This is a genomic window from Ruegeria sp. HKCCD7296, assembly GCF_013110775.1.
Classification (GTDB): Bacteria; Pseudomonadota; Alphaproteobacteria; order Rhodobacterales; family Rhodobacteraceae; genus Ruegeria.
Genome location: NZ_WVRF01000001.1, coordinates 1 through 24,036, shown reverse-complemented (window position 1 = coordinate 24,036; position 24,036 = coordinate 1). Strand labels below are relative to the sequence as shown.

General features: G+C 56.3%; 19 protein-coding genes. 13 read left to right on the top strand and 6 right to left on the bottom strand.

From position 1 onward, the window contains the following. Positions 1–77: 77 nt before the first annotated feature. The 3 genes from GS632_RS00095 to GS632_RS00085 all read right to left on the bottom strand — a co-directional run bounded on the left by GS632_RS00095 (position 78) and on the right by GS632_RS00085 (position 3,218). Positions 78–842, bottom strand: coding sequence for a hypothetical protein (locus GS632_RS00095; RefSeq protein WP_171721924.1), 765 nt, complete (start codon positions 840–842; stop codon positions 78–80). Further along, positions 839–1,606, bottom strand: coding sequence for a hypothetical protein (locus GS632_RS00090; RefSeq protein WP_171180099.1), 768 nt, complete (start codon positions 1,604–1,606; stop codon positions 839–841). The genes GS632_RS00095 and GS632_RS00090 overlap by 4 nt, the downstream gene beginning before the upstream one ends. A gap of 412 nt (positions 1,607–2,018) precedes the next feature. Beyond that, the gene (locus GS632_RS00085) at positions 2,019–3,218 is read right to left on the bottom strand and encodes a peptidoglycan-binding domain-containing protein (protein WP_171180096.1); all 1,200 of its coding nucleotides are present in this window, start codon (positions 3,216–3,218) and stop codon (positions 2,019–2,021) included. Positions 3,219–3,672: 454 nt separating this feature from the next. On the opposite strand from GS632_RS00085, the gene rplK reads away from it, so the two are divergent. From rplK to rpoC, 8 genes are all read left to right on the top strand, one after another. Continuing rightward, the gene (rplK, locus tag GS632_RS00080; RefSeq protein WP_010440985.1) at positions 3,673–4,122 is read left to right on the top strand and encodes a 50S ribosomal protein L11; all 450 of its coding nucleotides are present in this window, start codon (positions 3,673–3,675) and stop codon (positions 4,120–4,122) included. Between the two features lies 1 nt (position 4,123). Then, positions 4,124–4,822, top strand: coding sequence for a 50S ribosomal protein L1 (rplA, locus tag GS632_RS00075; RefSeq protein ID WP_171180094.1), 699 nt, complete (start codon positions 4,124–4,126; stop codon positions 4,820–4,822). Between the two features lie 184 nt (positions 4,823–5,006). Further along, complete coding sequence (locus GS632_RS00070; protein ID WP_171721923.1) at positions 5,007–5,420, top strand: hypothetical protein; 414 nt, start codon at positions 5,007–5,009, stop codon at positions 5,418–5,420. 347 nt (positions 5,421–5,767) lie between these two features. After that, a complete protein-coding gene (locus tag GS632_RS00065; RefSeq protein WP_171721922.1) occupies positions 5,768–6,547 on the top strand; it encodes a methyltransferase domain-containing protein in 780 nt (259 codons plus the stop codon). A gap of 352 nt (positions 6,548–6,899) precedes the next feature. Beyond that, positions 6,900–7,418 carry a 50S ribosomal protein L10 gene (gene rplJ / locus GS632_RS00060; RefSeq protein ID WP_170387618.1) on the top strand — a complete coding sequence of 173 codons (519 nt, stop codon included), beginning with the start codon at positions 6,900–6,902 and terminating at the stop codon, positions 7,416–7,418. Positions 7,419–7,497: 79 nt separating this feature from the next. Further along, complete coding sequence (rplL, locus tag GS632_RS00055) at positions 7,498–7,872, top strand: 50S ribosomal protein L7/L12 (protein WP_008204003.1); 375 nt, start codon at positions 7,498–7,500, stop codon at positions 7,870–7,872. A gap of 250 nt (positions 7,873–8,122) precedes the next feature. Then, entirely contained in the window at positions 8,123–12,259 is a 4,137-nt protein-coding gene (gene rpoB / locus GS632_RS00050; protein ID WP_171721921.1) for a DNA-directed RNA polymerase subunit beta, read from the top strand. A 50-nt stretch (positions 12,260–12,309) separates the two neighbouring features. Further along, positions 12,310–16,551 (top strand): DNA-directed RNA polymerase subunit beta', encoded by a 4,242-nt coding sequence (gene rpoC / locus GS632_RS00045; protein ID WP_171180089.1) that lies wholly within the window; start codon positions 12,310–12,312, stop codon positions 16,549–16,551. Positions 16,552–16,646: 95 nt separating this feature from the next. Here the strand turns inward: rpoC and GS632_RS00040 are convergent, their stop codons facing one another. After that, positions 16,647–17,144: a DinB family protein gene (locus GS632_RS00040; RefSeq protein WP_171721920.1), complete on the bottom strand. Its 498-nt coding sequence runs from the start codon at positions 17,142–17,144 to the stop codon at positions 16,647–16,649. Between the two features lie 223 nt (positions 17,145–17,367). On the opposite strand from GS632_RS00040, the gene GS632_RS00035 reads away from it, so the two are divergent. Next, on the top strand, positions 17,368–17,979 hold the full coding sequence (locus GS632_RS00035) for a hypothetical protein (RefSeq protein ID WP_171721919.1): 612 nt from the start codon (positions 17,368–17,370) through the stop codon (positions 17,977–17,979). An 87-nt stretch (positions 17,980–18,066) separates the two neighbouring features. Beyond that, a complete protein-coding gene (locus GS632_RS00030; RefSeq protein WP_171236015.1) occupies positions 18,067–18,936 on the top strand; it encodes a DMT family transporter in 870 nt (289 codons plus the stop codon). Here GS632_RS00030 and GS632_RS00025 read toward each other — a convergent pair. Together GS632_RS00025 and GS632_RS00020 are read right to left on the bottom strand one after the other, a co-directional pair. Next, positions 18,921–19,727 carry a putative rhamnosyl transferase gene (locus tag GS632_RS00025; protein ID WP_171721918.1) on the bottom strand — a complete coding sequence of 269 codons (807 nt, stop codon included), beginning with the start codon at positions 19,725–19,727 and terminating at the stop codon, positions 18,921–18,923. The two genes, GS632_RS00030 and GS632_RS00025, sit on opposite strands and share 16 nt — an antisense overlap. A gap of 4 nt (positions 19,728–19,731) precedes the next feature. Continuing rightward, positions 19,732–20,538, bottom strand: coding sequence for a putative rhamnosyl transferase (locus GS632_RS00020; protein WP_171721917.1), 807 nt, complete (start codon positions 20,536–20,538; stop codon positions 19,732–19,734). 389 nt (positions 20,539–20,927) lie between these two features. Between GS632_RS00020 and rpsL the strand changes: the two genes are divergently transcribed. Genes rpsL through fusA form a run of 3 tightly spaced genes read left to right on the top strand, consistent with a single transcriptional unit; the run spans position 20,928 to position 23,921 of the window. Then, on the top strand, positions 20,928–21,299 hold the full coding sequence (gene rpsL, locus GS632_RS00015; RefSeq protein WP_005621086.1) for a 30S ribosomal protein S12: 372 nt from the start codon (positions 20,928–20,930) through the stop codon (positions 21,297–21,299). Between the two features lie 15 nt (positions 21,300–21,314). After that, the gene (gene rpsG / locus GS632_RS00010) at positions 21,315–21,785 is read left to right on the top strand and encodes a 30S ribosomal protein S7 (RefSeq protein WP_010441203.1); all 471 of its coding nucleotides are present in this window, start codon (positions 21,315–21,317) and stop codon (positions 21,783–21,785) included. Positions 21,786–21,803: 18 nt separating this feature from the next. Beyond that, a complete protein-coding gene (gene fusA, locus GS632_RS00005; RefSeq protein WP_171180077.1) occupies positions 21,804–23,921 on the top strand; it encodes an elongation factor G in 2,118 nt (705 codons plus the stop codon). The last annotated feature ends 115 nt before the right edge of the window (positions 23,922–24,036 follow it).

Below are 24,036 nucleotides of genomic sequence, written 5' to 3'. Positions count from 1 at the left end.
GCAGCGCGGCGTTTTTATTTTGACGATCGTTTATCAATCAGCACCAAAAAGCGATCCAGCCACACGGCCAGTCGTTTTTACGGCCGGCCCGGAATAAGCTCTTGTTCTTGAAGCACTGTCAGAATGTCGAGGATTGTCGAAGGGCTGACGTCCACTGAGCCTTCAAGGAGAACGCCAAGACCACCTTCTCCGATCTCGCGCGGGCCGCCTTTGTCGTAGGTTGGGTCAAGTGACGCAAGCTCTGCCGGCAGTTCCGGGCACAGCGGAGTGTCGTTCAGTGCAAGATCCACTGCAGCCAACATCAACTCCTTCACCGAGTCTAATGTGTCGTCTTCCAGCAGTTGCTCGCGCTGTTCTTCGGGGGCCGTAAGGGTAAGATCAATAAGCTTGAAATAGGCGCAGTTGTCCCGCACTTCGACAGTTGCTTCGGTGGATAGGCTTGCCAGTATCGCTCTTTTTTCTTCACCGCGTTCAAAGTTGTGTTCACCGGTGCGGCTGCATTCAAAAATCGTGATGGTCACGTCCCCATCCAGATCTATTACTTGGTCTTCGGCCTTAAAGCTCAAATCATCAAGTCTGACTTGCAGACCACAATTGTCGACGATCGCATTGTCAGCCAACCGCTCGGGCACAACCTTTTGAACTTCGCGCAGGTCGAGAAGGGCACCGACCCCGATCCGAGTGGGCGCAGCGGCGGTGAGGTTCAGATCAAGAGTATACGGCAGTTCGGTATCGCGAACCGGTAGTGTCGCGTCGATGACAAAGTCTACCTGCTGCGCGTCAGGGGCGCGAGGGCCCAGAACTGCTGCGATAAGGGCTGGAAGAATTAACCAAAGTCTCATTCAGCAAACTCCAACACACCAAGTTCTTTCAGCCCTGCAAGGACTTTCACTATCGTCTCGGCGCTTACATCGGCCGAACCGACAACAGCAGCGCCCAATCCTCCTGGCGCGATTTCGCGCGTTCCGCCGGATTCGTAATTCGGATCAAGTACAGAGAATTCTTCAGGTAATGGCGGACAAACCGGATTGGCCGCCAAAAACTCGCCGCCCTTTTCAAGGACAGCTTCATTTATTCGGTTGGTCAGCCCAAAAAGGTCGGTAACAGCTCCGATGAACCCACGCGGTCTGAGGTCAGCGCTTTCGATACTGAACGTAAGGCATTGGCCTTTAACCTCTGCCTTGGCGACAGCAGTTGCATCAACCGTGGCCCCGAAATACCGAAAGCCGGGTTCTTCATTTCGTTTGCACCGCGTAAACTGGGCGCGGGCTGAGCCTTCTACTTTAACGGTTTCACCTATTGCAGTGACATCTCGGATCTCGAGGTAAATCTGGCGTTTACAGCTTTCTTCCAAGGGGCCAGTCAGTATCTGAGGTGCCTTTTCCTGCAATCCACGCAAATCCATGAACGCTCGCAATCGCAGGCGGGTTGGGCTGGATTCCTCTAGACCGCCGTAGACGGTGAAGGGAACGGGAATATCGCGCAAAGGAACTTCCTTGGTCAGCTTGACTTGAAAGCGACCGGCATAGGTGGCGGGGTCAATTCCTGCCGTGTTGCGTGAAGCAGTGTTTTGGGGTGCTTCGGATTGGGCAGTTGTCTCGGACACTGCACCCTGATCCTGGGCGTTGCTGCCGCATCCGGGCACAATTGCGAAAAGAACACAAATCAGTAGCCCTTTGTTTAGTCGAGATGATGCCAACTCAGACCGCCCCTTCTATATCCAACCTGCCCTAAGATAACCGTCGGGGGTTCATAAGCAACTTATGTCTTTGAGAAATCTGTTTTACTTCTTACGCGGTTGTTGGTGTTCGGGAATGGTCAGGGCGCAAAACGGTTGTGTTGCGGTAATTCTTTAGTTGGTTTCCGACGTCTCGGGGCGACGCATACTGATCAGATGAGGATCAGATCAAACTGCGCATTAGTCAGATCAACAAGGTCCGCAAACATGCAAAAAACGCCGCGAAGCATCAGGCACCGCGACGTTGTTTGATGACGAATTACGTTTCATTCTTCTCGCTCTACTGCGCCTGAACCATAGCTGCGCGCAGCAGTTGTGGGCGGTCGGTCTGTGACGGTAGGAAAACAGCTTGCGATCCGGCATCCAGTGCCGAAAGGCTCGCATCGTACCACTGCATCGCCAGATCACGACGTTCTGGCACACCGAAGCCTTCGCGCAGGTGGTGGCCAATAAGCTCTCCGTAGGCGGGCTCACCCATTGCAACCAGCATCAGCGCAGACCCGACTGCGGTGTCCATATTGTCCTGACGGTAGCCGATCGCGAGGCAGACCTTGCTTGTTGCCGCAAGATCTTCGGGGCTAAGGCCGGAATCCAGCGCAAGCTTGCGCATCTGAGTTTCTGCATCAGTTTTTGAGTTTAGAGACAAGGCGACCACTTGCGGTGCCAACATATCGCCATACGAGTCGCACTGGGCCGTTACCTGATCCGGCGTCAGCCCTTGGATGTCCTGCATAAGCTCCTCGCCGCGGGCCATGGCATAGCTTCGGGCGAGGCAGAACTGCTCGCTGAGTGCAAAATCAGGATCAGACATGTTCGACAAAGTTGTATAACCGCCATTGGTCGATGTTTGAAGCATCACCCCGCTACAGCGATTGGCTAGCGATGGACCTCCGGTTCCTCCGGAAAACAGGCTTGGCAGGCTGGCAGATTTTGTCTCTGCGGTCTCGGTCTCCTGAGGGGTCGCGACTGGCGTGGTCGGTGCCGGTGCCTGAGGGGCTGCAGCCACGGCTGATCCGCTATGGAGTTTTTGGCGATAAGCCATAAGCAGCGGTTGGCCCGAAAGTTGCATAGTGGCTTGTCCGCCGCTTGTCGCCCAGTAATAGGCTTGCATCAGGAAATCATATTGATAGGGCTGGAAGTCATGGCCATTCACAGGATAGCCCATTGAAGCCTGGTAGCGTTCGATCGCCGATCGGGTGCCACGGCCGACCTGACCATCGACACGCCCGGCATTGTAGCCAAAATAGTTGAGCGCTGTTTGGGTTTGCGCACCTTGCGTGGTCGACGGAATGCCCGGTCGGTATGTCCGGGTGGATGACCGCGCTTTCTTTTTCTGCTGGTCCTTGCCTATCGCATATCCCACGACCCCGCCGACAACGGCTCCGCCGAGGAAATCGCCAGCGTCTGCTTGTGCTGTCTGAGGCGCGGTCGCAGCGAAAGAGACCGCGATGACAAGTGTTGCTGCTAATCGGAAAATCATAATTAACCTCCACCAAAAATAACTATTTTCACTAAGTATAACACAGCTGGGATCCGCACGGGTGTCCAAGCCCACGACCGTCTGAAGCTTGGGTAGTTTGCCCGCTGGTTTGCAGGTTGTGCGGCAGTGCTTTTTTCACTGCAGTTAAAGGCATTAACACTTTATTGCATTGTTGGGTGCTTAACGCCTGGCATCTCATTGAGGCGATCGGAGCGGACTTGTATCGGACGCTCGGCAAAGCCCAAGCCTTGCTTTGGACGCGAGGGTATTGATTCTATGATTTCCAATTGGAATCCAGACCACTTGCCAAGCTTCACATTCCCCTGTACACGCCGCCTCTATCGTCTTCGGGCGAGATTCTCTCGTGGGAGGTTTCTGGGATCGCGATCCCCGACCGGACCACGCAACATAATCTGGGTGGGACGCGTCCTGCCTAAGTTGAAAGGAAAACCAAATGGCCAAGAAGCTTGCTGGTACAATGAAGCTGCAGGTTCCTGCAGGTCAGGCGAACCCGTCGCCGCCAGTTGGTCCGGCGCTGGGTCAGCGCGGCATCAACATCATGGAATTCTGCAAGGCGTTCAACGCCAAGACAGCAGACATGGAGCCCGGCGCTCCTTGCCCGACCGTGATCACCTACTATCAGGACAAGTCCTTCACCATGGACATCAAGACGCCGCCCGCGTCTTACTACCTGAAAAAAGCAGCTGGTCTGAAGCCGGTCGGCAAGCGTAACCGCCCCCGTGGCGCGGAAAACCCAGGTCGTGAGACCGTGGCTACCGTGACCAGCAAGCAGGTTCGCGAAATCGCCGAAGCCAAAATGAAAGATCTGAACGCCAACGACGTCGAAGGCGCAATGCAGATCATCCTGGGCTCGGCCCGCTCTATGGGTATCGAGGTGAAGTAAGATGGCAAAACTCGGTAAACGTACCCGCGCTGCGCGCGAAGCTGTCGCCGGCAAGGAAAACCTGTCGGTTGAAGAAGCTGTTGCTCTGGTCAAGGGCAACGCAACCTCGAAATTCGACGAGACCATCGAAATCGCGATGAACCTGGGCGTTGACACCCGTCACGCAGACCAGATGGTTCGCGGCGTTGTTGGCCTGCCGAACGGCACTGGTAAAGCGATGCGCGTTGCTGTTTTTGCTCGCGGCCCGAAGGCTGACGAAGCGAAAGAAGCTGGCGCAGATATCGTTGGCGCAGAGGACCTGATGGAAACCATTCAGGGCGGCACCATCGAATTTGATCGCTGCATTGCCACCCCGGACATGATGCCGATCGTTGGTCGTCTGGGTAAGGTTCTGGGGCCCCGTAACCTGATGCCGAACCCCAAAGTTGGCACCGTGACCATGGATGTGAAAGCAGCCGTGGAAGCAGCCAAGGGCGGTGAAGTTCAGTTCAAGGCGGAAAAAGGCGGCGTTGTGCACGCTGGCGTTGGCAAAGCGTCGTTTGACGAAGCCAAGCTGGTCGAAAACGTTCGCGCCTTTGTCTCGGCTGTTGCCAAGGCCAAGCCGTCGGGCGCCAAAGGCACCTATATGAAGAAAATCGCGCTGAGCTCGACCATGGGCCCAGGCGTGACGCTGGATGTTGCGGAAGCTTCGGGCGAATAAGCCCTAGCAATCAGCTAGCAAGAATTGATCCCGGGTGGTGCGAACTGCCCGGGATTTTCTTTGCCCAATGTCTGTTTCCTCGGGCAGCCCCAATACCGCCGTAATTCTCAGATAGCGAAACCAGAAGTGCTTTTACAGCCAGATGGGATCATAGGCCTGTCAGTTGATTTTCCTGGAGAATACAATGTGTGGATATTGCGCACGGAAATTGAATCCTGACCTCATCAAGAAAATGAAAGACGAACTGCCTGACAGTGTAGCCGGCGCAGACAATTCAAACGCGCCTGGAGGCCCAGCTTTAGTAATCGCGAACGCGGCGATTGCTGGTGGTGGCTTGCAAATAGAGGATATGGAAATTTCTTTCCAGCCCATTGAAGGAGCGCTGTCTATCGGCGCTTGGGCTGGCGACGACGATTTTGAAATTATATCTTCTGCTTCGGTGGATGAAAATGACGCATTGGCGAATTGGGTGGGGCGCGGTTTACCCAAGTTGGCAGAGCAGGAAGTTTCGCCACTGTCTTTTCAAACCGCAGATATACCTGACACGGAGTATCGGACAGTTTCTTTAGCTTTGTCATTCGAGGATTGGCATTTTTAGACCGGGATCGAGCCAAATTGGTGGCCATGCCCATGCAGCGAAAGTTTTTTCGCGCTGAATGTCTTGTGATGTTTCTGGATGTTCACGCGTTTCCTAGCGATTTCGCGTCATGCGTTTAGTCGTTGATGGCCCATCGGCATCGCTGCTGTGGCATGTTGAGAAGAATAAGCGTGTTTATGTTTTTGGTAGAACAGGCCGAAGTTTGAAGCTGCGGAGTTTTGATCCAATTTGGTGCAAACTGCTTCGGAATTTGTTTTGGTTTCGCGTGACAAATTGCTCTGAATTTTCCATATCCCTATGCTTGCTGTAGTATCAAGGCGATTTTCGTGCACCGAAGGGGCGGTGAAATGATCAGTTTTGATGCAGAAACGGCCAAGTTGCTTGATGTCGCGTATCAAGGGGCTGATATCACCCGAAGGCGGCAGGCTTCATTTGACGCTCTCGCACCAGCGCCGGGCGAAACAATCCTGGATATCGGTTGTGGGAACGGAATGTTGACGGCAGAGTTGGCGCGCGCAGTCGGGCCGGGCGGCCGTGTCATCGGTGTCGATCCAAGTGAAGACATGATGTCTGCCGCCATAGATCGCTGCAGCAACTATGAATGTGTGGAGCTGCGCGCTGGTTTCGCGAATGAGTTGCCGATTCAAGATTCCGTCGCCGATAAAGCTGCGTCGATCCAGGTTTTCGAATACATTGAAGATGTAGAAGGTGCCTTGACCGAAGTTATGCGTTGCTTGAAGCCCGGTGGCCGCTTGGTTGTGGGAGATTTGCACTTTGGCAGTTTGATTTGGTTCAGCGACGAGCGGGAACGAATGCAGAGGATGCTGTCCAGTTGGGATCAGCACTTTGTAAGCGGATCTGTTCCAGAGCGGCTGCCCGGGCTGATTAGAGATCACGGACATCTAGTAGATGGGGTGGCGCCAATCGCGTTGACAGATCACCAACTGAAGCCAGACGGTATCGCAATGATGATGATGCATCTTATGAAGAACTACGCAGTACAAAACGGTCATATCGAGCCGGAAGTTGTGCAAGCGTGGTTTGATGAACAAAACGATCTTGCTCAGAAGGGAAAGTTCTTTTTCTCAATTACACAATATGTCGTCGTGGCAAGAAAACTGAATTGATGTGGTTTTGCAGTTGGCACTTTGAGTCATCGTCAGGGAAAGATATCCGCAACTAGGAAAACTCGTTCAGACGGTGATTTACCCCTTGGAAACCCTGCCTATCTGCCCTAAGTAGACCTGCGGAATAAAGCGTGCGATTCGTCGTGCGCTTTCTTTCGTTTCGTCCAAGACGGTGGGTGGGTCCATTTGGTCCCTTAATTCCCTGCCTGAGACGGGTAAGACCAAAGAATTCTGAGGGTCCCACCCTCGGGCGCATTTTGGCCAATCCCGTAACAACGGACCTGAACGCCGGAGCGAAAGCTGCGGCAAATATGAGCCGGGGTGAGGTATCGCCCCTAACTTGGAGAGAACTGTGGATAGAGCCCAGAAAGAGAAAGTGGTCGAGGAACTCGGCCAAATCTTCGAAAGCTCTGGCGTCGTAGTGGTTGCTCACTACGCCGGTCTGACAGTTGCCGAGATGCAGGACCTTCGCGCACGTGCTCGTGACGCGGGTGGCTCTGTGCGTGTTGCCAAGAACAGGCTCGCCAAAATCGCCCTTGAGGGTAAGCCGTGTGAAAGCATGGCCGACCTGCTGACAGGGATGACCGTTCTGACCTATTCCGAGGACCCCGTGGCAGCAGCCAAGGTGGCCGAGGACTTCGCCAAGGATAACAAGAATTTTGAGATCCTCGGCGGTGCAATGGGTGAGAACGCTCTGGACCGCAAAGGCGTCGAAACAGTTTCGAAAATGCCGTCTCGCGAGGAGCTTATTGCTTCGATCGTGGGCTGCATTGGCGCACCTGCTTCGAACATCGCCGGCGCGATTGGCGCACCTGCAAGCAACATCGCAAGCATCCTTTCCACCATCGAAGAGAAGGCGGAAGCTGCGTAAGCGGTTGGCACTGAATGATCTGCGTAGGGTGAATACCCTGACGTTGGAACACACACTGTAAACGGAAAGAGCTGATAAAATGGCTGATCTGAAAGCACTCGCAGAAAGCATCGTGGGTCTGACCCTGCTGGAAGCACAAGAACTGAAAACCATCCTCAAAGACGAATATGGCATCGAGCCCGCAGCAGGCGGCGCAGTTGTCATGGCAGCAGGCGGCGACGCCGGCGGCGCAGCTGAGGAAGAAAAAACCGAATTCGACGTCGTTCTGAAGAACGCCGGCGCATCGAAAATCAACGTCATCAAAGAAGTTCGTGGCATCACCGGCCTGGGCCTGAAAGAAGCCAAGGAACTGGTCGAAGCCGGCGGCAAGATCAAAGAAGGCGTGGACAAAGCAGAAGCAGAAGACGTCAAAGCCAAGCTGGAAGCAGCTGGCGCCGAAGTCGAGCTGGCCTAAGCTTAGTCTCAGGTGCATCGCTGATGCGCCGAAAAATTTGGCTGGGTCCGGAGAAATCCGGGTCCAGCCGAACCTGTCTTAGAAAGGGCCTCAACATGTGGGGCGTTTTCTAAGACACGGTTTTCGGATCGGGAGGCCGCCTTCGGGACGGTGGCCATGAATTGATCCGGACGTGTTGTCTCGATTGTGCAAGATGCCGGGGCCCGACGGTGTCTTTGCCCGCTGAGAACATCGAAAGGTGACATCTGACATGGCTCAAACGTTCCTTGGCCAGAAACGTCTTCGTAAATACTACGGCAAAATCCGCGAAGTGCTGGAGATGCCGAACCTTATTGAGGTACAGAAATCTTCTTATGATCTTTTCCTGCGCTCCGGCGATGCAGAGCAGCCGACAGACGGCGAAGGCATCAAAGGCGTGTTCCAGTCGGTTTTCCCGATCAAGGATTTCAACGAAACCTCCGTTCTGGAGTTCGTGAAATACGATCTGGAAAAACCTAAATACGACGTCGAAGAGTGTATGCAGCGCGACATGACTTACAGCGCGCCGCTGAAGGTCACTCTGCGTCTGATCGTGTTTGATGTCGACGAAGACACCGGCGCGAAGTCGGTAAAAGACATCAAGGAACAGGATGTCTTCATGGGCGACATGCCTTTGATGACGCCGAACGGCACCTTTGTCGTGAACGGGACCGAGCGTGTGATCGTATCCCAGATGCACCGCTCGCCCGGTGTGTTCTTTGACCACGACAAGGGCAAGACCCATTCCTCGGGCAAGCTGCTGTTTGCCTGCCGCATCATCCCGTATCGCGGCAGCTGGCTGGACTTTGAATTCGACGCCAAGGACATCGTGTTCGCCCGTATCGACCGTCGCCGCAAACTTCCTGTGACAACCCTGCTTTATGCACTGGGTTTGGATCAGGAAGCGATCATGGACGCGTATTACAACACCGTGTCCTACAAGCTGGACAAGAAGAAAGGGTGGATCACGCCGTTCTTCCCCGAGCGTGTGCGTGGGACCCGTCCGACCTATGATCTGGTTGACGCCAAATCAGGTGAAGTGATTGCCGAAGCAGGTAAGAAAGTCACTCCGCGCGCGGTCAAAAAACTGATCGACGAAGGCACCGTAACCGACCTTCTGGTTCCGTTCGATCACATCGTTGGCAATTTTGTCGCGAAGGACATCATCAACGAAGAAAACGGCGCGATCTATGTCGAAGCCGGTGATGAACTGACCCTGGAATACGACAAAGACGGTGACCTGATTGGCGGTACTGCCAAAGAACTGATCGATGCGGGCATCACCGACATCCCGGTTCTGGATATCGACAACGTCAATGTTGGTCCGTACATGCGCAACACCATGGCTCAGGACAAGAACATGAGCCGCGAAACCGCGCTGATGGATATCTACCGCGTCATGCGTCCGGGCGAACCGCCCACCGTTGAAGCTGCGTCGGCCCTGTTCGACACCCTGTTCTTCGACAGCGAGCGTTATGACCTGTCCGCCGTTGGCCGCGTGAAGATGAACATGCGTCTGGCTCTGGATGCGCCGGACACCCTGCGCACCCTACGCCGTGAAGATATCGTGGCCTGCATCAAGGCGCTGGTTGAACTGCGTGACGGCAAAGGCGACGTGGACGATATTGACCACCTCGGCAACCGTCGTGTGCGTTCGGTTGGCGAACTGATGGAAAACCAGTACCGCGTTGGCCTGCTGCGTATGGAGCGCGCGATCAAAGAGCGTATGTCGTCGGTTGAAATCGACACTGTCATGCCTCAGGACCTGATCAACGCGAAACCTGCTGCGGCTGCTGTTCGCGAATTCTTCGGCTCGTCGCAGCTGTCGCAGTTCATGGACCAGACCAACCCGCTGTCGGAAGTTACGCACAAACGCCGTCTCTCGGCGCTTGGGCCCGGTGGTCTGACGCGTGAGCGTGCGGGCTTTGAGGTGCGCGACGTGCACCCGACCCACTATGGCCGGATGTGCCCGATTGAAACGCCGGAAGGTCCGAACATCGGTCTGATCAACTCGCTGGCCACCTTTGCTCGCGTGAACAAATATGGCTTCATCGAAACACCGTATCGCGTTGTCAAAGACGCCGAGGTGACCGATGAGGTTCACTACATGTCCGCGACCGAGGAGATGCGTCACACCGTGGCGCAGGCGAACGCGACGCTGGATGCCGATGGCAAGTTCATCAACGATCTGGTGTCGACCCGTCAGGCCGGTGACTACACCCTTGCCCCGCGCGAGAATGTAGACCTGATCGACGTGTCGCCGAAACAGCTGGTCTCGGTCGCTGCATCGCTGATCCCGTTCCTTGAAAACGACGACGCCAACCGCGCTCTGATGGGCTCGAACATGCAACGTCAGGCGGTTCCGCTGCTGCGGGCCGAGGCACCGCTGGTCGGCACCGGTATCGAGGAAAAGGTTGCGATCGACTCGGGTGCTGCGATTCAGGCGAAACGCGCCGGTATCATCGACCAGGTCGATGCCCAGCGTATCGTTATCCGCGCCACCGAAGATCTGGAACTGGGTGACGCTGGCGTTGACATTTACCGTCTGCGCAAGTTCCAGCGTTCGAACCAGAACACCTGCATCAACCAGCGTCCGCTGATCAAGGTGGGTGACACCGTCCAGAAGGGCGAGGTTATTGCCGATGGTCCGTCGACCGATATGGGTGAACTGGCGCTTGGTAAGAACGTGGTCGTCGCGTTCATGCCGTGGAACGGTTACAACTACGAAGACTCGATCCTGATCAGCGAACGTATCGCGCGTGATGACGTCTTTACCTCGGTCCATATCGAGGAATTCGAAGTCGCCGCCCGTGACACCAAGCTGGGTCCGGAAGAGATCACCCGCGACATCCCGAACGTCGGTGAAGAAGCGCTGCGCAACCTCGACGAGGCGGGCATCGTTTACATCGGCGCGGATGTTGAACCGGGCGATATTCTGGTCGGCAAGATCACTCCGAAGGGCGAAAGCCCGATGACCCCGGAAGAAAAGCTGCTGCGCGCCATCTTTGGCGAAAAAGCATCTGACGTGCGCGACACCTCGCTGCGCGTGAAGCCGGGCGATTACGGTACGGTCGTGGAAGTCCGCGTCTTCAACCGTCACGGCGTCGAGAAAGACGAGCGTGCGCTGCAGATCGAGCGTGAGGAAGTCGAACGTCTGGCCCGTGACCGGGACGACGAGTTGGCGATCCTTGACCGCAACATCTATGCGCGTCTGCAGGGTCTGATCCTTGGTAAAACCGCTGTCAAAGGCCCGAAGGGCGTCAAGGCAGGCTCGGTGATCACCGAGGAGCTGCTGGAAACCCTGACCCGTGGTCAGTGGTGGCAGTTGGCGCTGGAAGGCGAGCAGGACGCCCAGATCGTTGAGGCTCTGAACGAGCAATACGAAGTGCAAAAGCGTGCTCTGGACGCCCGTTTTGAAGACAAGGTCGAAAAGGTCCGCCGTGGCGACGACCTGCCGCCGGGTGTGATGAAGATGGTCAAAGTCTTCATCGCCGTGAAGCGTAAGCTGCAGCCGGGCGACAAGATGGCCGGTCGTCACGGGAACAAAGGTGTGATCTCCAAGGTTGTTCCGATGGAAGACATGCCGTTCCTTGCCGATGGTACGCCGGTAGACTTCTGTCTGAACCCGCTGGGTGTGCCTTCGCGTATGAACGTTGGTCAGATCCTTGAAACCCACATGGGTTGGGCCGCACGCGGTCTGGGTCTGAACATCGACGACGCTCTGGGTGAATACCGTCGCTCTGGCGATCTGACTCCGGTGCGCGAAGCGATGAAGCTGGCTTATGGCGAGAATGTCTACGAAGAAGGCATCACCGGTCTGGACGAGGATGGCCTGATCGAGGCTGCGGGCAACGTGACCCGCGGTGTTCCGATCGCAACCCCGGTCTTCGACGGCGCCAAAGAGGCTGACGTCAACGACGCGCTGGTGCGTGCGGGCTTCTCGGAAAGCGGTCAGTCGGTTCTGTTCGACGGTCGTACTGGTGAGCAATTCGCGCGTCCGGTGACCGTGGGCATCAAGTACCTGCTGAAACTGCACCACCTTGTGGACGACAAAATCCACGCGCGTTCGACCGGGCCGTACAGCCTGGTGACCCAGCAGCCGCTGGGTGGTAAGGCGCAGTTCGGTGGTCAGCGCTTTGGTGAAATGGAAGTCTGGGCTCTGGAAGCTTACGGCGCCGCCTACACCCTGCAGGAGATGCTCACCGTGAAATCGGATGACGTCGCCGGCCGGACCAAGGTCTATGAGTCGATCGTCAAGGGCGAGGATAACTTTGAAGCGGGCGTACCGGAATCGTTCAACGTTCTGGTGAAAGAAGTCCGTGGCCTCGGCCTGAATATGGAACTCCTGGATGCGGAGGTTGAGGAGTAAGGGCGCTGCCCTTTCTCCCGTCCCCCCTTCCGCAAGATTTGAGGTAACAAATGAACCAGGAAATCACCAACAACCCGTTCAACCCGCTGACGCCCCCGAAGGTCTTTGACGAGATCAAGGTCTCGCTGGCGTCGCCCGAGCGGATCCTGTCTTGGTCCTATGGCGAGATCAAGAAACCCGAAACCATCAACTACCGGACGTTCAAGCCTGAGCGTGACGGTCTGTTCTGCGCGCGTATCTTTGGCCCGATCAAAGATTACGAATGTCTGTGCGGCAAATATAAGCGGATGAAGTATCGCGGCGTTGTCTGCGAAAAGTGTGGCGTGGAAGTCACCCTGCAGAAAGTCCGCCGCGAGCGTATGGGCCACATCGAACTGGCCGCGCCCGTCGCACATATCTGGTTCCTGAAGTCGCTGCCGTCCCGCATCGGTCTGATGCTGGACATGACGCTGCGCGATCTGGAACGCGTTCTGTACTTTGAAAACTATGTCGTCATCGAACCAGGTCTGACTGACCTGACCTACGGCCAGATGCTGACCGAAGAAGAGTACATGGATGCGCAGGATGCCTATGGCATGGACGCGTTCACCGCGAATATCGGTGCTGAAGCCATCCGCGAGATGCTGGCCCAGATCGATCTGGAAGCCGAAGCCGAGCAGCTGCGCGCTGATCTGGCCGAAGCAACCGGCGAGCTGAAGCCCAAGAAGATCATCAAGCGTCTGAAGGTTGTCGAATCCTTCCTCGAGTCGGGCAACCGGCCCGAGTGGATGGTGATGACTGTGATCCCCGTCATTCCGCCGGAATTGCGTCCGCTGGTTCCGCTGGATGGTGGCCGTTTCGCGACTTCGGACCTGAACGATCTGTATCGCCGCGTCATCAACCGGAACAACCGTCTGAAGCGTCTGATCGAACTGCGCGCGCCTGACATCATCGTCCGCAACGAAAAGCGGATGCTGCAGGAATCCGTGGATGCTCTGTTCGACAACGGCCGTCGTGGCCGCGTGATCACTGGCGCCAACAAGCGCCCGCTGAAATCGCTGTCGGACATGCTGAAAGGCAAGCAGGGCCGCTTCCGTCAGAACCTTCTGGGTAAGCGCGTCGACTTCTCGGGCCGTTCGGTCATTGTGACCGGTCCGGAGCTTAAGCTGCACCAGTGTGGTCTGCCCAAGAAGATGGCGCTGGAACTGTTCAAGCCGTTCATCTACTCGCGCCTTGAAGCCAAGGGTCTGTCTTCGACCGTGAAACAGGCGAAGAAACTGGTCGAGAAAGAGCGTCCCGAAGTGTGGGATATTCTCGACGAGGTGATCCGCGAACACCCTGTCATGCTGAACCGTGCGCCGACGCTGCACCGTCTTGGCATTCAGGCGTTCGAGCCGGTCCTGATCGAAGGTAAAGCGATCCAGCTGCACCCGCTGGTCTGTTCGGCCTTTAACGCCGACTTCGACGGTGACCAGATGGCCGTTCACGTGCCGCTGAGCCTTGAGGCGCAGCTGGAAGCCCGTGTTCTGATGATGTCGACGAACAACGTTCTGTCGCCTGCAAACGGCGCACCGATCATCGTTCCATCGCAGGATATGATCCTGGGTCTCTACTATGTGACCCTGGAGCGCGAAGGAATGCCGGGCGAAGGCAAGGTCTTTGGTTCGATCGAAGAAGTTCAGCATGCGCTGGACGCGGGTGAGGTGCATCTGCACTCAAAAATCACCGCGCGGATCACGCAGATCGACGACGAAGGCAACGAAGTTCAAAAGCGCTATGAAACCACTCCGGGCCGTCTGCGTCTGGGTGCTCTGCTGCCGATGAACAACAAAGCGCCGTTCGAACTGGTCAACCGCCTGCTGCGGAAGAAAGAAGTGCAGCAGGTGATCGACACTGTCTACCGTTACTGCGGTCAGAAAGAGTCGGTTATCTTCTGTGACCAGATCATGTCGATGGGCTTCAAAGAAGCGTTCAAGGCGGGCATCTCGTTCGGTAAGGACGACATGGTCATCCCAGGCGACAAGTGGGGCATCGTTGATGACACCCGCGGTCAGGTGAAGGATTTCGAACAGCAGTACATGGATGGCCTGATCACTCAGGGCGAAAAGTACAACAAGGTTGTCGATGCCTGGTCGAAGTGTAACGATCGCGTCACCGACGCGATGATGAGCACGATCTCGTCGTCGGATCGGGCAGAGGACGGTTCCGAGCAGGAACCGAACTCGGTCTACATGATGGCTCACTCGGGTGCTCGTGGCTCGGTCACTCAGATGAAACAGCTGGGCGGTATGCGCGGCCTGATGGCCAAGCCGAACGGTGACATCATCGAGACGCCGATCATCTCGAACTTTAAAGAAGGCCTGACCGTTCTCGAGTACTTCAACTCGACCCACGGTGCCCGTAAGGGTCTGTCGGATACCGCTCTGAAGACAGCGAACTCGGGTTACCTGACCCGTCGTCTGGTGGACGTGGCGCAAGACTGTATCGTTCGTGAGATCGACTGTGGCACCGAGCGTGCGATCACAGCCGAAGCCGCTGTGAACGACGGTGAGGTTGTCGCCTCGCTGGCCGAACGTGTGCTGGGCCGTGTCGCTGCTGACGATGTTCTGCGTCCGGGTACCGATGAGGTGATCGTGGCTGCAGGTCAGCTGATCGACGAACGTATGGCCGACACCATCGACGAAGCCGGTGTTGCCTCAATGCGCATCCGCTCACCTCTGACTTGTGAGTCCGAGGAAGGCGTCTGTGCAACCTGCTACGGTCGTGACTTGGCCCGCGGTACCATGGTGAACACAGGTGAAGCTGTCGGCATCATCGCCGCTCAGTCGATCGGTGAACCCGGTACGCAGCTGACCATGCGGACTTTCCACATCGGTGGTGTTGCGCAAGGTGGTCAGCAGTCGTTCCAGGAAGCCAACCAAGAAGGTGTTGTCGCGTTCGAGAACCCGCAGATCCTGGTCAATGCCGCAGGCGAAAGCCTGGTCATGGGCCGGAACATGAAGCTGGTGATCAACGACGAGCATGGCGAAGAGCGTGCCAGCTTCAAGTTGGGCTACGGCTCCAAGCTGTTCGTCAAAGACGGCACCAAAGTGGCCCGTGGCGACAAGCTGTTCGAATGGGATCCCTACACCCTGCCGATCATCGCCGAGAAAGCCGGTACCGCGAAATACGTTGACCTTGTTTCGGGCCTTGCTGTCCGCGACGAGACTGACGAAGCAACCGGCATGACCCAGAAGATCGTGATCGACTGGCGCGCGGCCCCCAAAGGCAGCGACCTCAAGCCCGAGATCATTCTGGTCGGTGAAGATGGCGAGCCGGTCCGCAACGACGCGGGCAACCCGGTTCACTATCCGATGTCGGTGGATGCGATCCTGTCGGTCGAAGATGGCCAGCAAATCGAAGCCGGTGACGTTGTCGCGCGTATCCCGCGTGAAGGTGCCAAGACCAAGGACATCACCGGTGGTTTGCCGCGTGTGGCCGAACTGTTCGAAGCCCGTCGTCCGAAAGATCACGCGATCATCGCAGAAGCCGATGGTTACGTGCGCTTTGGCCGCGACTACAAGAACAAGCGCCGTATCAGCATCGAACCGGCGGACGAGTCCATGGAGACCATCGAGTACATGGTACCCAAGGGCAAGCACATCCCGGTCGCCGAAGGGGACTTCATCCAGAAGGGTGAATACCTGATGGACGGTAACCCGGCTCCGCATGACATCCTGTCCATCATGGGTGTCGAAGCGCTGGCGGATTACATGATCGACGAGGTGCAGGACGTGTATCGTCTGCAGGGCGTGAAGATCAACGACAAGCACATCGAGGTCATCGTGCGCCAGATGCTGCAGAAGTGGGAGATCCTGGATTCAGGCGACACCACCCTGCTGAAAGGCGAGCATGTCGACAAGCAGGAGTTCGACGCGGCCAACGAGAAGACCCTCTCGCGCGGTGGTCGTCCGGCACAGGGCGAACCGATCCTGTTGGGGATCACCAAAGCCTCGCTGCAGACGCGTTCGTTCATCTCGGCGGCGTCGTTCCAGGAAACCACCCGTGTGCTGACCGAAGCTTCGGTTCAGGGCAAGAAGGACAAGCTGGTTGGCCTGAAAGAGAACGTCATCGTTGGTCGTCTGATCCCCGCCGGTACCGGTGGGGCCACTCAGGCCGTCCGCCACATCGCGCAGTCGCGTGACAACGTGGTCATCGAAGCCCGCCGGGAAGAGGCCGAAGCCGCCGCTGCTCTGGCCGCGCCGACTTTCGACGACGACATGGTTGGTGATGAGCTGGACGTTCTGGTGGAAACCCCGGAAAGCCGCGAGTAAGCTCACAGTATAAATTTGAAAAAGGCCCTGCAAAACGCGGGGCCTTTTTTCTTGGATAAGTGTCAACGTTGGCCCACGGCAATTGAAAGCAATTGCTAAGGCATTAGCGGTATATCTGTAGGCTCTGGCGCGGCCCCTGCGGCGGTGAGCATGGCATGTATTTGCCCCCGGTGATGGGCTTGGTGATTAAAGAACTGAACAACACAGACGGCCTTAGGCATTTCGATTTTGGATAAGCTGCCAGGTGGGTACCACCTGACAAAACCATTGAGATCTTCACAGGTTGTGCCAGAAGCCCATCCTTGGATTTCCGTATCGCGCTGCGTGCGTAAGTCTTTGAATTCAGACCAATCTGAAGGGCTGGTCAGTGAATGGGTGATTGTTTCCTGTGGGCGTTCGTTTCCTTTGATGCGCTCAAGCATAAGGGCATCGGCCCAATAGAGGTGGTTCATAGTTGCAGCGATGTATTTGAAGAACGCGCCTCGATCCTTCCAGCGCTGAGCTTCGGTCAAGCCGTCCGATGCAGTGATGAGCGAGATATTTTGCCATCTATTGTGGCGCGCCATAAGTCGGCAATAAGCGGCTGAAATCATCTTTCATGGCCTCAGAGTTATTGTGGAAGTATTGGGAAAATTGAGCGCTTTACATTGGAACAAGGCAAATTGCGCTGGGGCCCGCACACGCTATCACGTCGTTGGGTGACTATGAAATTACAGATGTCACCGGCTTTGCGTGAGCTTTTTCTCAATCAAGCCTGTCAATGCGCTGCATAACCAAGTCCTGTTTTCGGTTCGCGCTTGTTAACACGAAAGCAGATTGCGTTGTGGCAAGACAGCACGACAATTTGATCCAACACTGCCTTCAAGCACGGTGCTTCGTTCTTGCGGACCCACAATCTCTAGCTTAGCTCCGACCAGAGATATTATTTTGATTTTGAATTGGCTCATGGGCACAGAACACAACTCTTTCGAAGATCGCGTTGCGCGGATCAGGCAGCGCTCAGACGAGAATGCAAGAAACGCACCCCGGCCCAGAGCCGAGAGCTTCTGGCGACGCCTGGCCTATCCAGGTGCATTTTTCGGGGCGTTTTTGCTGGGGATCTTTGCCGTTTTTCTGACCCGCTACATTCAGTATCAATCCGTCGGCATACCAGTTCAACGACAGGTTGATACGCAGGATTTCGTCAGCCTCGGTCTTGCGGGTGGGGCCTGCATCATGGTGACGCTTTTTCTGAAAGGTAAGCTTCGAGAATTTGCAGGTGCGCTAACGGTTGGCGCGTTGCTGACGACATTCACCTTTCACAACCTGGTTTGGAACTACCCGGTATTTTTTGAGCAAACCTACGGAGAAGACTGGGTGGATTTTGTCAAAGACACGACGGAACCTTCGAGCTTGAACGTCTTCGGAATTATTTTGCCTTTAGGCTGACATCTGGATGGTGGCGGCAAGCGATATTGACATCCAAGGTTATACCCTGGCCAATACAGGCGTTTGCCAGCCCGGAGCCCAATCCTTATGACCCCGAACACCAAAGGTGCCTTGCTAATGATGGGCAGCATGGCGGCATTTACCCTGAACGATACGCTGGTGAAGGTCGCGTTACAGGAATTGCCGCTTTTCCAGTTGGTTGCACTAAGGGGTGCTTTGGCCGTTATGCTGGTTTATCTGCTGGCGCGGTCTCTGGGGGCGCTGCACCTGAATTTTTCGCGGCACGACAAGTGGCTGGTCGCCCTGCGTAGCTTGACCGAACTGGCTGCCACTTTCTTTTTTTTGACAGCGTTGAAGAATATGCCGCTTGCCAACGTGACGGCCATTTTGCAGGCGCTGCCACTGACTGTCACGCTGGGCGCGGCGTTGGTTTTCTCAGAGCAGGTCGGCTGGCGGCGTACCTTGGCGATTGTTGTGGGGTTCATTGGTATGGTGTTGATCGTACGACCGGGCCCGGACGGGTTCAGCGTGTATTCTGTCTATGCCCTGATCGCAGTGGCGTCGATTACGGTTCGGGATCTTGTTACCCGACGCATGTCCGCCGATGTGCCGTCGATGGTTGTGACCCTGGCAACTTCGGGCTCAATCGCAGTTGCCGCGGCGATTGCTTCGGTTTTTGAAGGATGGGCGCCGGTCTCGGCGGCAGCAGGGTCTCTGGTCGCCGTCGCTGCCGTCTTTGTGCTGATGGGATATCTTTTAAGCGTCATGGTCATGCGTCAGGGGGATGTTGGATTTGTTGCTCCGTTTCGGTATTCCAGCCTGCTCTGGGCGTTGGGGCTGGGGTGGGTCGTTTTTGACGAATGGCCAGATGCGGTGACGATGCTGGGTGCAGCGCTGATCGTAGGCGCAGGGTTGTTCACACTGTTCCGCGAGCGGGCCCGTCAAGGTGCAGCGTGAACCTGCCTGACATAGGTCTGGTCAATTGCAAAGCGGGATAGGAATTCGGCTTTTTGTGGTGGTGAAAGAGGACTTAGGTCGGCATTCGTGCTTCTTGTGCGGGGCGAGTCGTTGAACCGGTTCAAGCCACGCACCCACATCGGGCCATCGGGGCGGGTGACCACAGGCATGGCCCGGTTCATCCTGTTGTGGGCAAAGTTCATGATTGATTTCCGGTTGCCGCCCTGCACAAACATGCCAAGCCCGGCTGTCATCAGCGGGCGATGCACGCGAATGGCCTGAATCCCTTGGGCATTTGCGCGCGCCAGATACCCGCAGTTGAAATCTATCGCCACCATAGTGCGGCTCTGCAAGAGCGCTGCGCAATCAACTGCCGTTCCCCGCAGCCGTTCGACAAAGTCCACGGCCACTGCATCATCATCGTCGTGACGAAACTGCAGGCAAGGCGCGTCAAGACTTTGACGTGCCGCATTCAGAACCTCTTGCATGACCTTCCTGTGCCGGCCCGGAGATCTGGCGACAATTTGCACCTGTTTCAGGTCAGCGGTCAGGTCATTCAGGCGATCGAAGGCGGGTTTGGGCAGGCATTCACCGATGACGATCCGCAGATGAAAGTCTTGGTCGGTTTGCTGTCGCAGACCGGGCAGGGCGATGGTTTCAAACAATCGGAACCGCTCTTCCAGCCGATCATGACGGTAAAGGAACTGCCGCCGTTCTTCGACAGAGGCATGCATGGTCTGAAACCCACCAATGGCGGGATAGGAAAAGCGGCAAAGACCGAGGACCTGCATCTTCTTAAGTCCCAAAAGGGGTAGTTTCGACCTCTTCGGGGTCGATAGAGAAACGTGTACGCAAATCCTCTGCCTGTTCCCCAGTGACGGGCAACAAATCACGCGTATCCTTCCGGGCGTGGTCCGAGTCGTTGAACCCGTGCAGCATCCGCACCCACATTGGTGCGTCCGGGTAGCTGACGACTGGCATGAACCGCGCCAGTCTGTTGTGCAGTCGGTCAAAGATTGTCCGTTTACTTCCGCCCCGAACATACATACCCAAGCCGACCCCCAGCAGCGACCGATAGACCTGCGCGACGTGTAACTCATTTTTGTCACGCCGGGCGACGTAACCGAGGTTGTAGTCTATCGCGACCGACTCGCTCTGCTGTACCAGTCCTGCATTTTCGCGAATTGCAGAGCGTAGCTTTTCTATGAAATCGACCGAGACCGCGTCATCGTCGTCATGCCGAAACTGAAGGCAGGGTTTATGCGGGTCTGTTCGGGCGGTGTTCAGAACCTCCCGCATCACTCGCTTATGATCTGCGGCTTCTTTTTCGATGATGCGGATCTGTTTGATCCCAGCGGTCAGATCTCGTAGCCGTTGCGCATAGGGTGGCGGCAGGCATGTTCCCGTAAGCACCAGCAGCTCAAACGCCTCATCGGTTTGGGAGCGAAAGCCGGGCAGAGTGATGGTTTCAAACAGGCGAAAGCGTTCCTCCATCCTGTCGGTGTCATACAGAAACCGTCTTTGATCTTCGATTGAGTCTTGGCTGAGCCGAAAGCCGCCAATCGAAGGATAGGAAAAGCGGCACAGGCCAATCACTTGCATCTGTTGTCCATCACCTGGTATTCCGCACGACTATGCCCCCGCCGTGAAATGGCTGCAACGGGGTGGTAGCGTCTTATGTTGAAGTCTCCGACGCCCTAATCCCTGCCCGCCCGAGGCTGCCGGTATAGTGCTGTTGACACTTGGGTCGACTCCGCCTATTACGCGCGTCATCTCGGTACCGGGGGCCGCCCCAAAACCGATTTCAGTAATGAACTGGTCAAGACCCGGACAATTTTGCAGTTCGCGTCCTCTGATAACCAACCGCGACGTTCACCTCGGAATGGGAACGCTCGCGGATTTTGCGCTTGTGGACGCATGAGTGCAACGAATTTAGCCGCACGCAGCCCGCGTGCATGTCATGTGTGTTGCAAAACGGGGAAGAAACCGGAATGCCAACTATTCAACAGCTGATCCGCAAACCGCGGCAGCCTAAAGTAAAACGCTCGAAGTCCATGCACCTGGAGCAGTGCCCGCAGAAGCGCGGCGTCTGCACCCGCGTGTACACCACCACACCGAAAAAGCCGAACTCGGCTATGCGTAAGGTTGCCAAAGTGCGCCTGACCAACGGGTTCGAGGTCATCTCGTACATCCCCGGTGAAAGCCACAACCTGCAGGAACACTCGGTTGTTCTGATCCGTGGCGGCCGTGTGAAAGACCTTCCCGGTGTGCGTTACCACATCCTGCGCGGTGTTCTGGATACTCAGGGCGTCAAAGACCGTAAGCAACGTCGTTCGAAATACGGCGCGAAGCGTCCCAAGTAAGAAGGAGAGGCTGATATGTCACGTCGTCACGCCGCCGAAAAACGCGAAGTCCTGCCTGACGCCAAGTTTGGCGACAAGGTACTGACCAAATTCATGAACAACCTGATGATCGACGGCAAGAAGTCGGTCGCAGAGCGCATCGTTTACAACGCGTTTGACCGCGTTGAGAACAAGGTAAAGCGCGCTCCTGTCGAAGTGTTCCACGAAGCGCTCGACAACATCAAACCGTCGGTCGAGGTTCGCTCGCGCCGGGTTGGTGGTGCAACCTATCAGGTTCCGGTCGAAGTGCGCCCCGAGCGCCGCGAAGCACTGGCCATCCGCTGGCTGATCACTGCTGCGCGCGGCCGCAACGAAAACACCATGGAAGAACGCCTCGCCGGTGAACTGCTGGACGCTGTACAGTCCCGCGGTACTGCCGTGAAGAAGCGCGAAGACACCCACAAGATGGCCGAGGCAAACAAAGCCTTCAGCCACTACCGTTGGTAATTCAGAGGCTTATCAAAAATGGCACGCGAATATCCGCTCGAACTGTACCGTAACTTCGGTATCATGGCGCACATCGACGCAGGTAAGACCACCTGCTCGGAGCGTATCCTGTATTACACTGGTAAATCCCACAACATCGGTGAGGTGCACGATGGTGCAGCCACCATGGACTGGATGGAGCAGGAGCAGGAACGCGGCATCACCATCACCTCGGCTGCGACCACCACTTTCTGGGAGCGCACCGAGGACGGTCAGACCGCCGATACCCCCAAGCACCGCCTGAACATCATCGACACCCCCGGCCACGTTGACTTCACCATCGAAGTTGAACGTTCGCTGGCGGTTCTCGATGGTGCCGTCTGCGTTCTGGACGCAAACGCCGGTGTTGAGCCCCAGACCGAAACCGTGTGGCGTCAGGCTGACCGTTACAAGGTTCCGCGTATGGTTTTCGTCAACAAAATGGACAAGATCGGCGCAGACTTCTTCAACTGCGTTCGCATGATCGAAGACCGCACCGGCGCGCGCGCTGTTCCGGTTGGTATCCCGATCGGCGCCGAGTCCGAGCTTGAAGGTCTGATCGACCTGGTCACCATGGAAGAGTGGCTGTGGCAGGGCGAAGATCTGGGCGCTAGCTGGATCAAAGCTCCGATCCGCGACAGCCTGAAAGACATGGCTGACGAATGGCGCAGCAAGATGATCGAAGCGGCCGTCGAAATGGACGACGACGCGATGATGGAATACCTGGAAGGCAATGAGCCCGACGTTCCGACCCTGCGCGCCCTGCTGCGCAAAGGCACCTTGGACATCGCGTTTGTTCCGGTTCTGGGTGGTTCTGCGTTCAAGAACAAAGGTGTTCAGCCGCTGCTCAACGCTGTGATCGACTATCTGCCCAGCCCGCTGGACGTTGTTGATTACATGGGCTTTAAGCCCGGCGACGAGGAAGAAGTTCGTGACATCGCACGTCGTGCCGATGACGCAATGGCGTTCTCGGGTCTGGCGTTCAAAATCATGAACGACCCCTTTGTTGGCTCGTTGACCTTTACCCGGATCTACTCGGGCACCATGAACAAGGGTGACTCGATTTTGAACTCGACCAAAGGTAAGAAAGAGCGCATCGGTCGTATGATGATGATGCACTCGAACAACCGGGAAGAGATCGAAGAAGCGTTTGCAGGCGACATCATCGCGCTGGCGGGTCTGAAAGACACCACCACCGGTGACACACTGTGTGATGCGAAGGATCCGGTGGTTCTGGAAACCATGACCTTCCCCGATCCAGTGATCGAGATCGCGGTTGAGCCCAAAACCAAGGGCGACCAGGAAAAGATGTCCCAGGGTCTGGCCCGTCTGGCCGCTGAAGACCCGTCTTTCCGCGTGGAAACCGACCTGGAATCGGGTCAAACCATCATGAAAGGCATGGGCGAACTTCACCTGGACATTCTGGTTGACCGTCTGAAGCGCGAGTTCAAGGTTGAAGCGAACATCGGTGCACCGCAGGTGGCCTATCGTGAAACCATCTCGATGCCGGTCGAGCACACCTACACCCACAAGAAACAGTCGGGTGGTTCGGGTCAGTTCGGTGAAGTTAAGCTGGAAATCCAGCCGACTGAGCCGGGCGAAGGGTACTCGTTCGAAAGCCGCATCGTTGGTGGTGCTGTTCCGAAGGAATACATCCCAGGTGTTGAAAAAGGCATCAACTCGGTCATGGACAGCGGCCCGCTGGCTGGTTTCCCTGTGATCGACTTCAAGGTTGCCTTGCTGGACGGTAAGTTCCACGACGTTGACTCGAGCGTTCTGGCGTTCGAAATCGCGGCCCGTATGTGTATGCGTGAAGGTATGCGCAAAGCAGGCGCGAAACTGCTGGAACCGATCATGAAGGTCGAAGTGATCACCCCGGAAGAATACACCGGCGGTATCATCGGCGACCTGACCTCGCGTCGTGGCCAGGTGTCTGGTCAAGAACCGCGCGGCAACGCAATCGCGATCGACGCGTTCGTTCCGCTGGCGAACATGTTCGGCTACATCAACACTCTGCGTTCGATGTCGTCGGGCCGTGCCCAGTTCACCATGCAGTTCGACCACTACGATCCGGTTCCGCAGAACATCTCGGACGAGATTCAGGCGAAATACGCATAAGCGAAGATTTGAGGGAGCTCCGGTGCGGGGCTCCCTTCATTACCGAAAAAGGAGGCCATCATGGCAAAGGAAAAGTTTGAGCGTACAAAACCGCACGTCAACATCGGCACGATTG

Excerpts from the sequence above, each read along its gene's own strand:
- GS632_RS00095 (WP_171721924.1), bottom strand. The coding sequence starts at position 842 with ATGAGACTTTGGTTAATTCTTCCAGCCCTTATCGCAGCAGTTCTGGGC.
- GS632_RS00085 (WP_171180096.1), bottom strand. The coding sequence starts at position 3,218 with ATGATTTTCCGATTAGCAGCAACACTTGTCATCGCGGTCTCTTTCGCT.
- rplK (WP_010440985.1), top strand. The coding sequence starts at position 3,673 with ATGGCCAAGAAGCTTGCTGGTACAATGAAGCTGCAGGTTCCTGCAGGT.
- rplA (WP_171180094.1), top strand. The coding sequence starts at position 4,124 with ATGGCAAAACTCGGTAAACGTACCCGCGCTGCGCGCGAAGCTGTCGCC.
- GS632_RS00070 (WP_171721923.1), top strand. The coding sequence starts at position 5,007 with ATGTGTGGATATTGCGCACGGAAATTGAATCCTGACCTCATCAAGAAA.
- GS632_RS00065 (WP_171721922.1), top strand. The coding sequence starts at position 5,768 with ATGATCAGTTTTGATGCAGAAACGGCCAAGTTGCTTGATGTCGCGTAT.
- rplL (WP_008204003.1), top strand. The coding sequence starts at position 7,498 with ATGGCTGATCTGAAAGCACTCGCAGAAAGCATCGTGGGTCTGACCCTG.
- rpoB (WP_171721921.1), top strand. The coding sequence starts at position 8,123 with ATGGCTCAAACGTTCCTTGGCCAGAAACGTCTTCGTAAATACTACGGC.
- rpoC (WP_171180089.1), top strand. The coding sequence starts at position 12,310 with ATGAACCAGGAAATCACCAACAACCCGTTCAACCCGCTGACGCCCCCG.
- GS632_RS00040 (WP_171721920.1), bottom strand. The coding sequence starts at position 17,144 with ATGATTTCAGCCGCTTATTGCCGACTTATGGCGCGCCACAATAGATGG.
- GS632_RS00030 (WP_171236015.1), top strand. The coding sequence starts at position 18,067 with ATGACCCCGAACACCAAAGGTGCCTTGCTAATGATGGGCAGCATGGCG.
- GS632_RS00025 (WP_171721918.1), bottom strand. The coding sequence starts at position 19,727 with ATGCAGGTCCTCGGTCTTTGCCGCTTTTCCTATCCCGCCATTGGTGGG.
- GS632_RS00020 (WP_171721917.1), bottom strand. The coding sequence starts at position 20,538 with ATGCAAGTGATTGGCCTGTGCCGCTTTTCCTATCCTTCGATTGGCGGC.
- rpsL (WP_005621086.1), top strand. The coding sequence starts at position 20,928 with ATGCCAACTATTCAACAGCTGATCCGCAAACCGCGGCAGCCTAAAGTA.
- rpsG (WP_010441203.1), top strand. The coding sequence starts at position 21,315 with ATGTCACGTCGTCACGCCGCCGAAAAACGCGAAGTCCTGCCTGACGCC.
- fusA (WP_171180077.1), top strand. The coding sequence starts at position 21,804 with ATGGCACGCGAATATCCGCTCGAACTGTACCGTAACTTCGGTATCATG.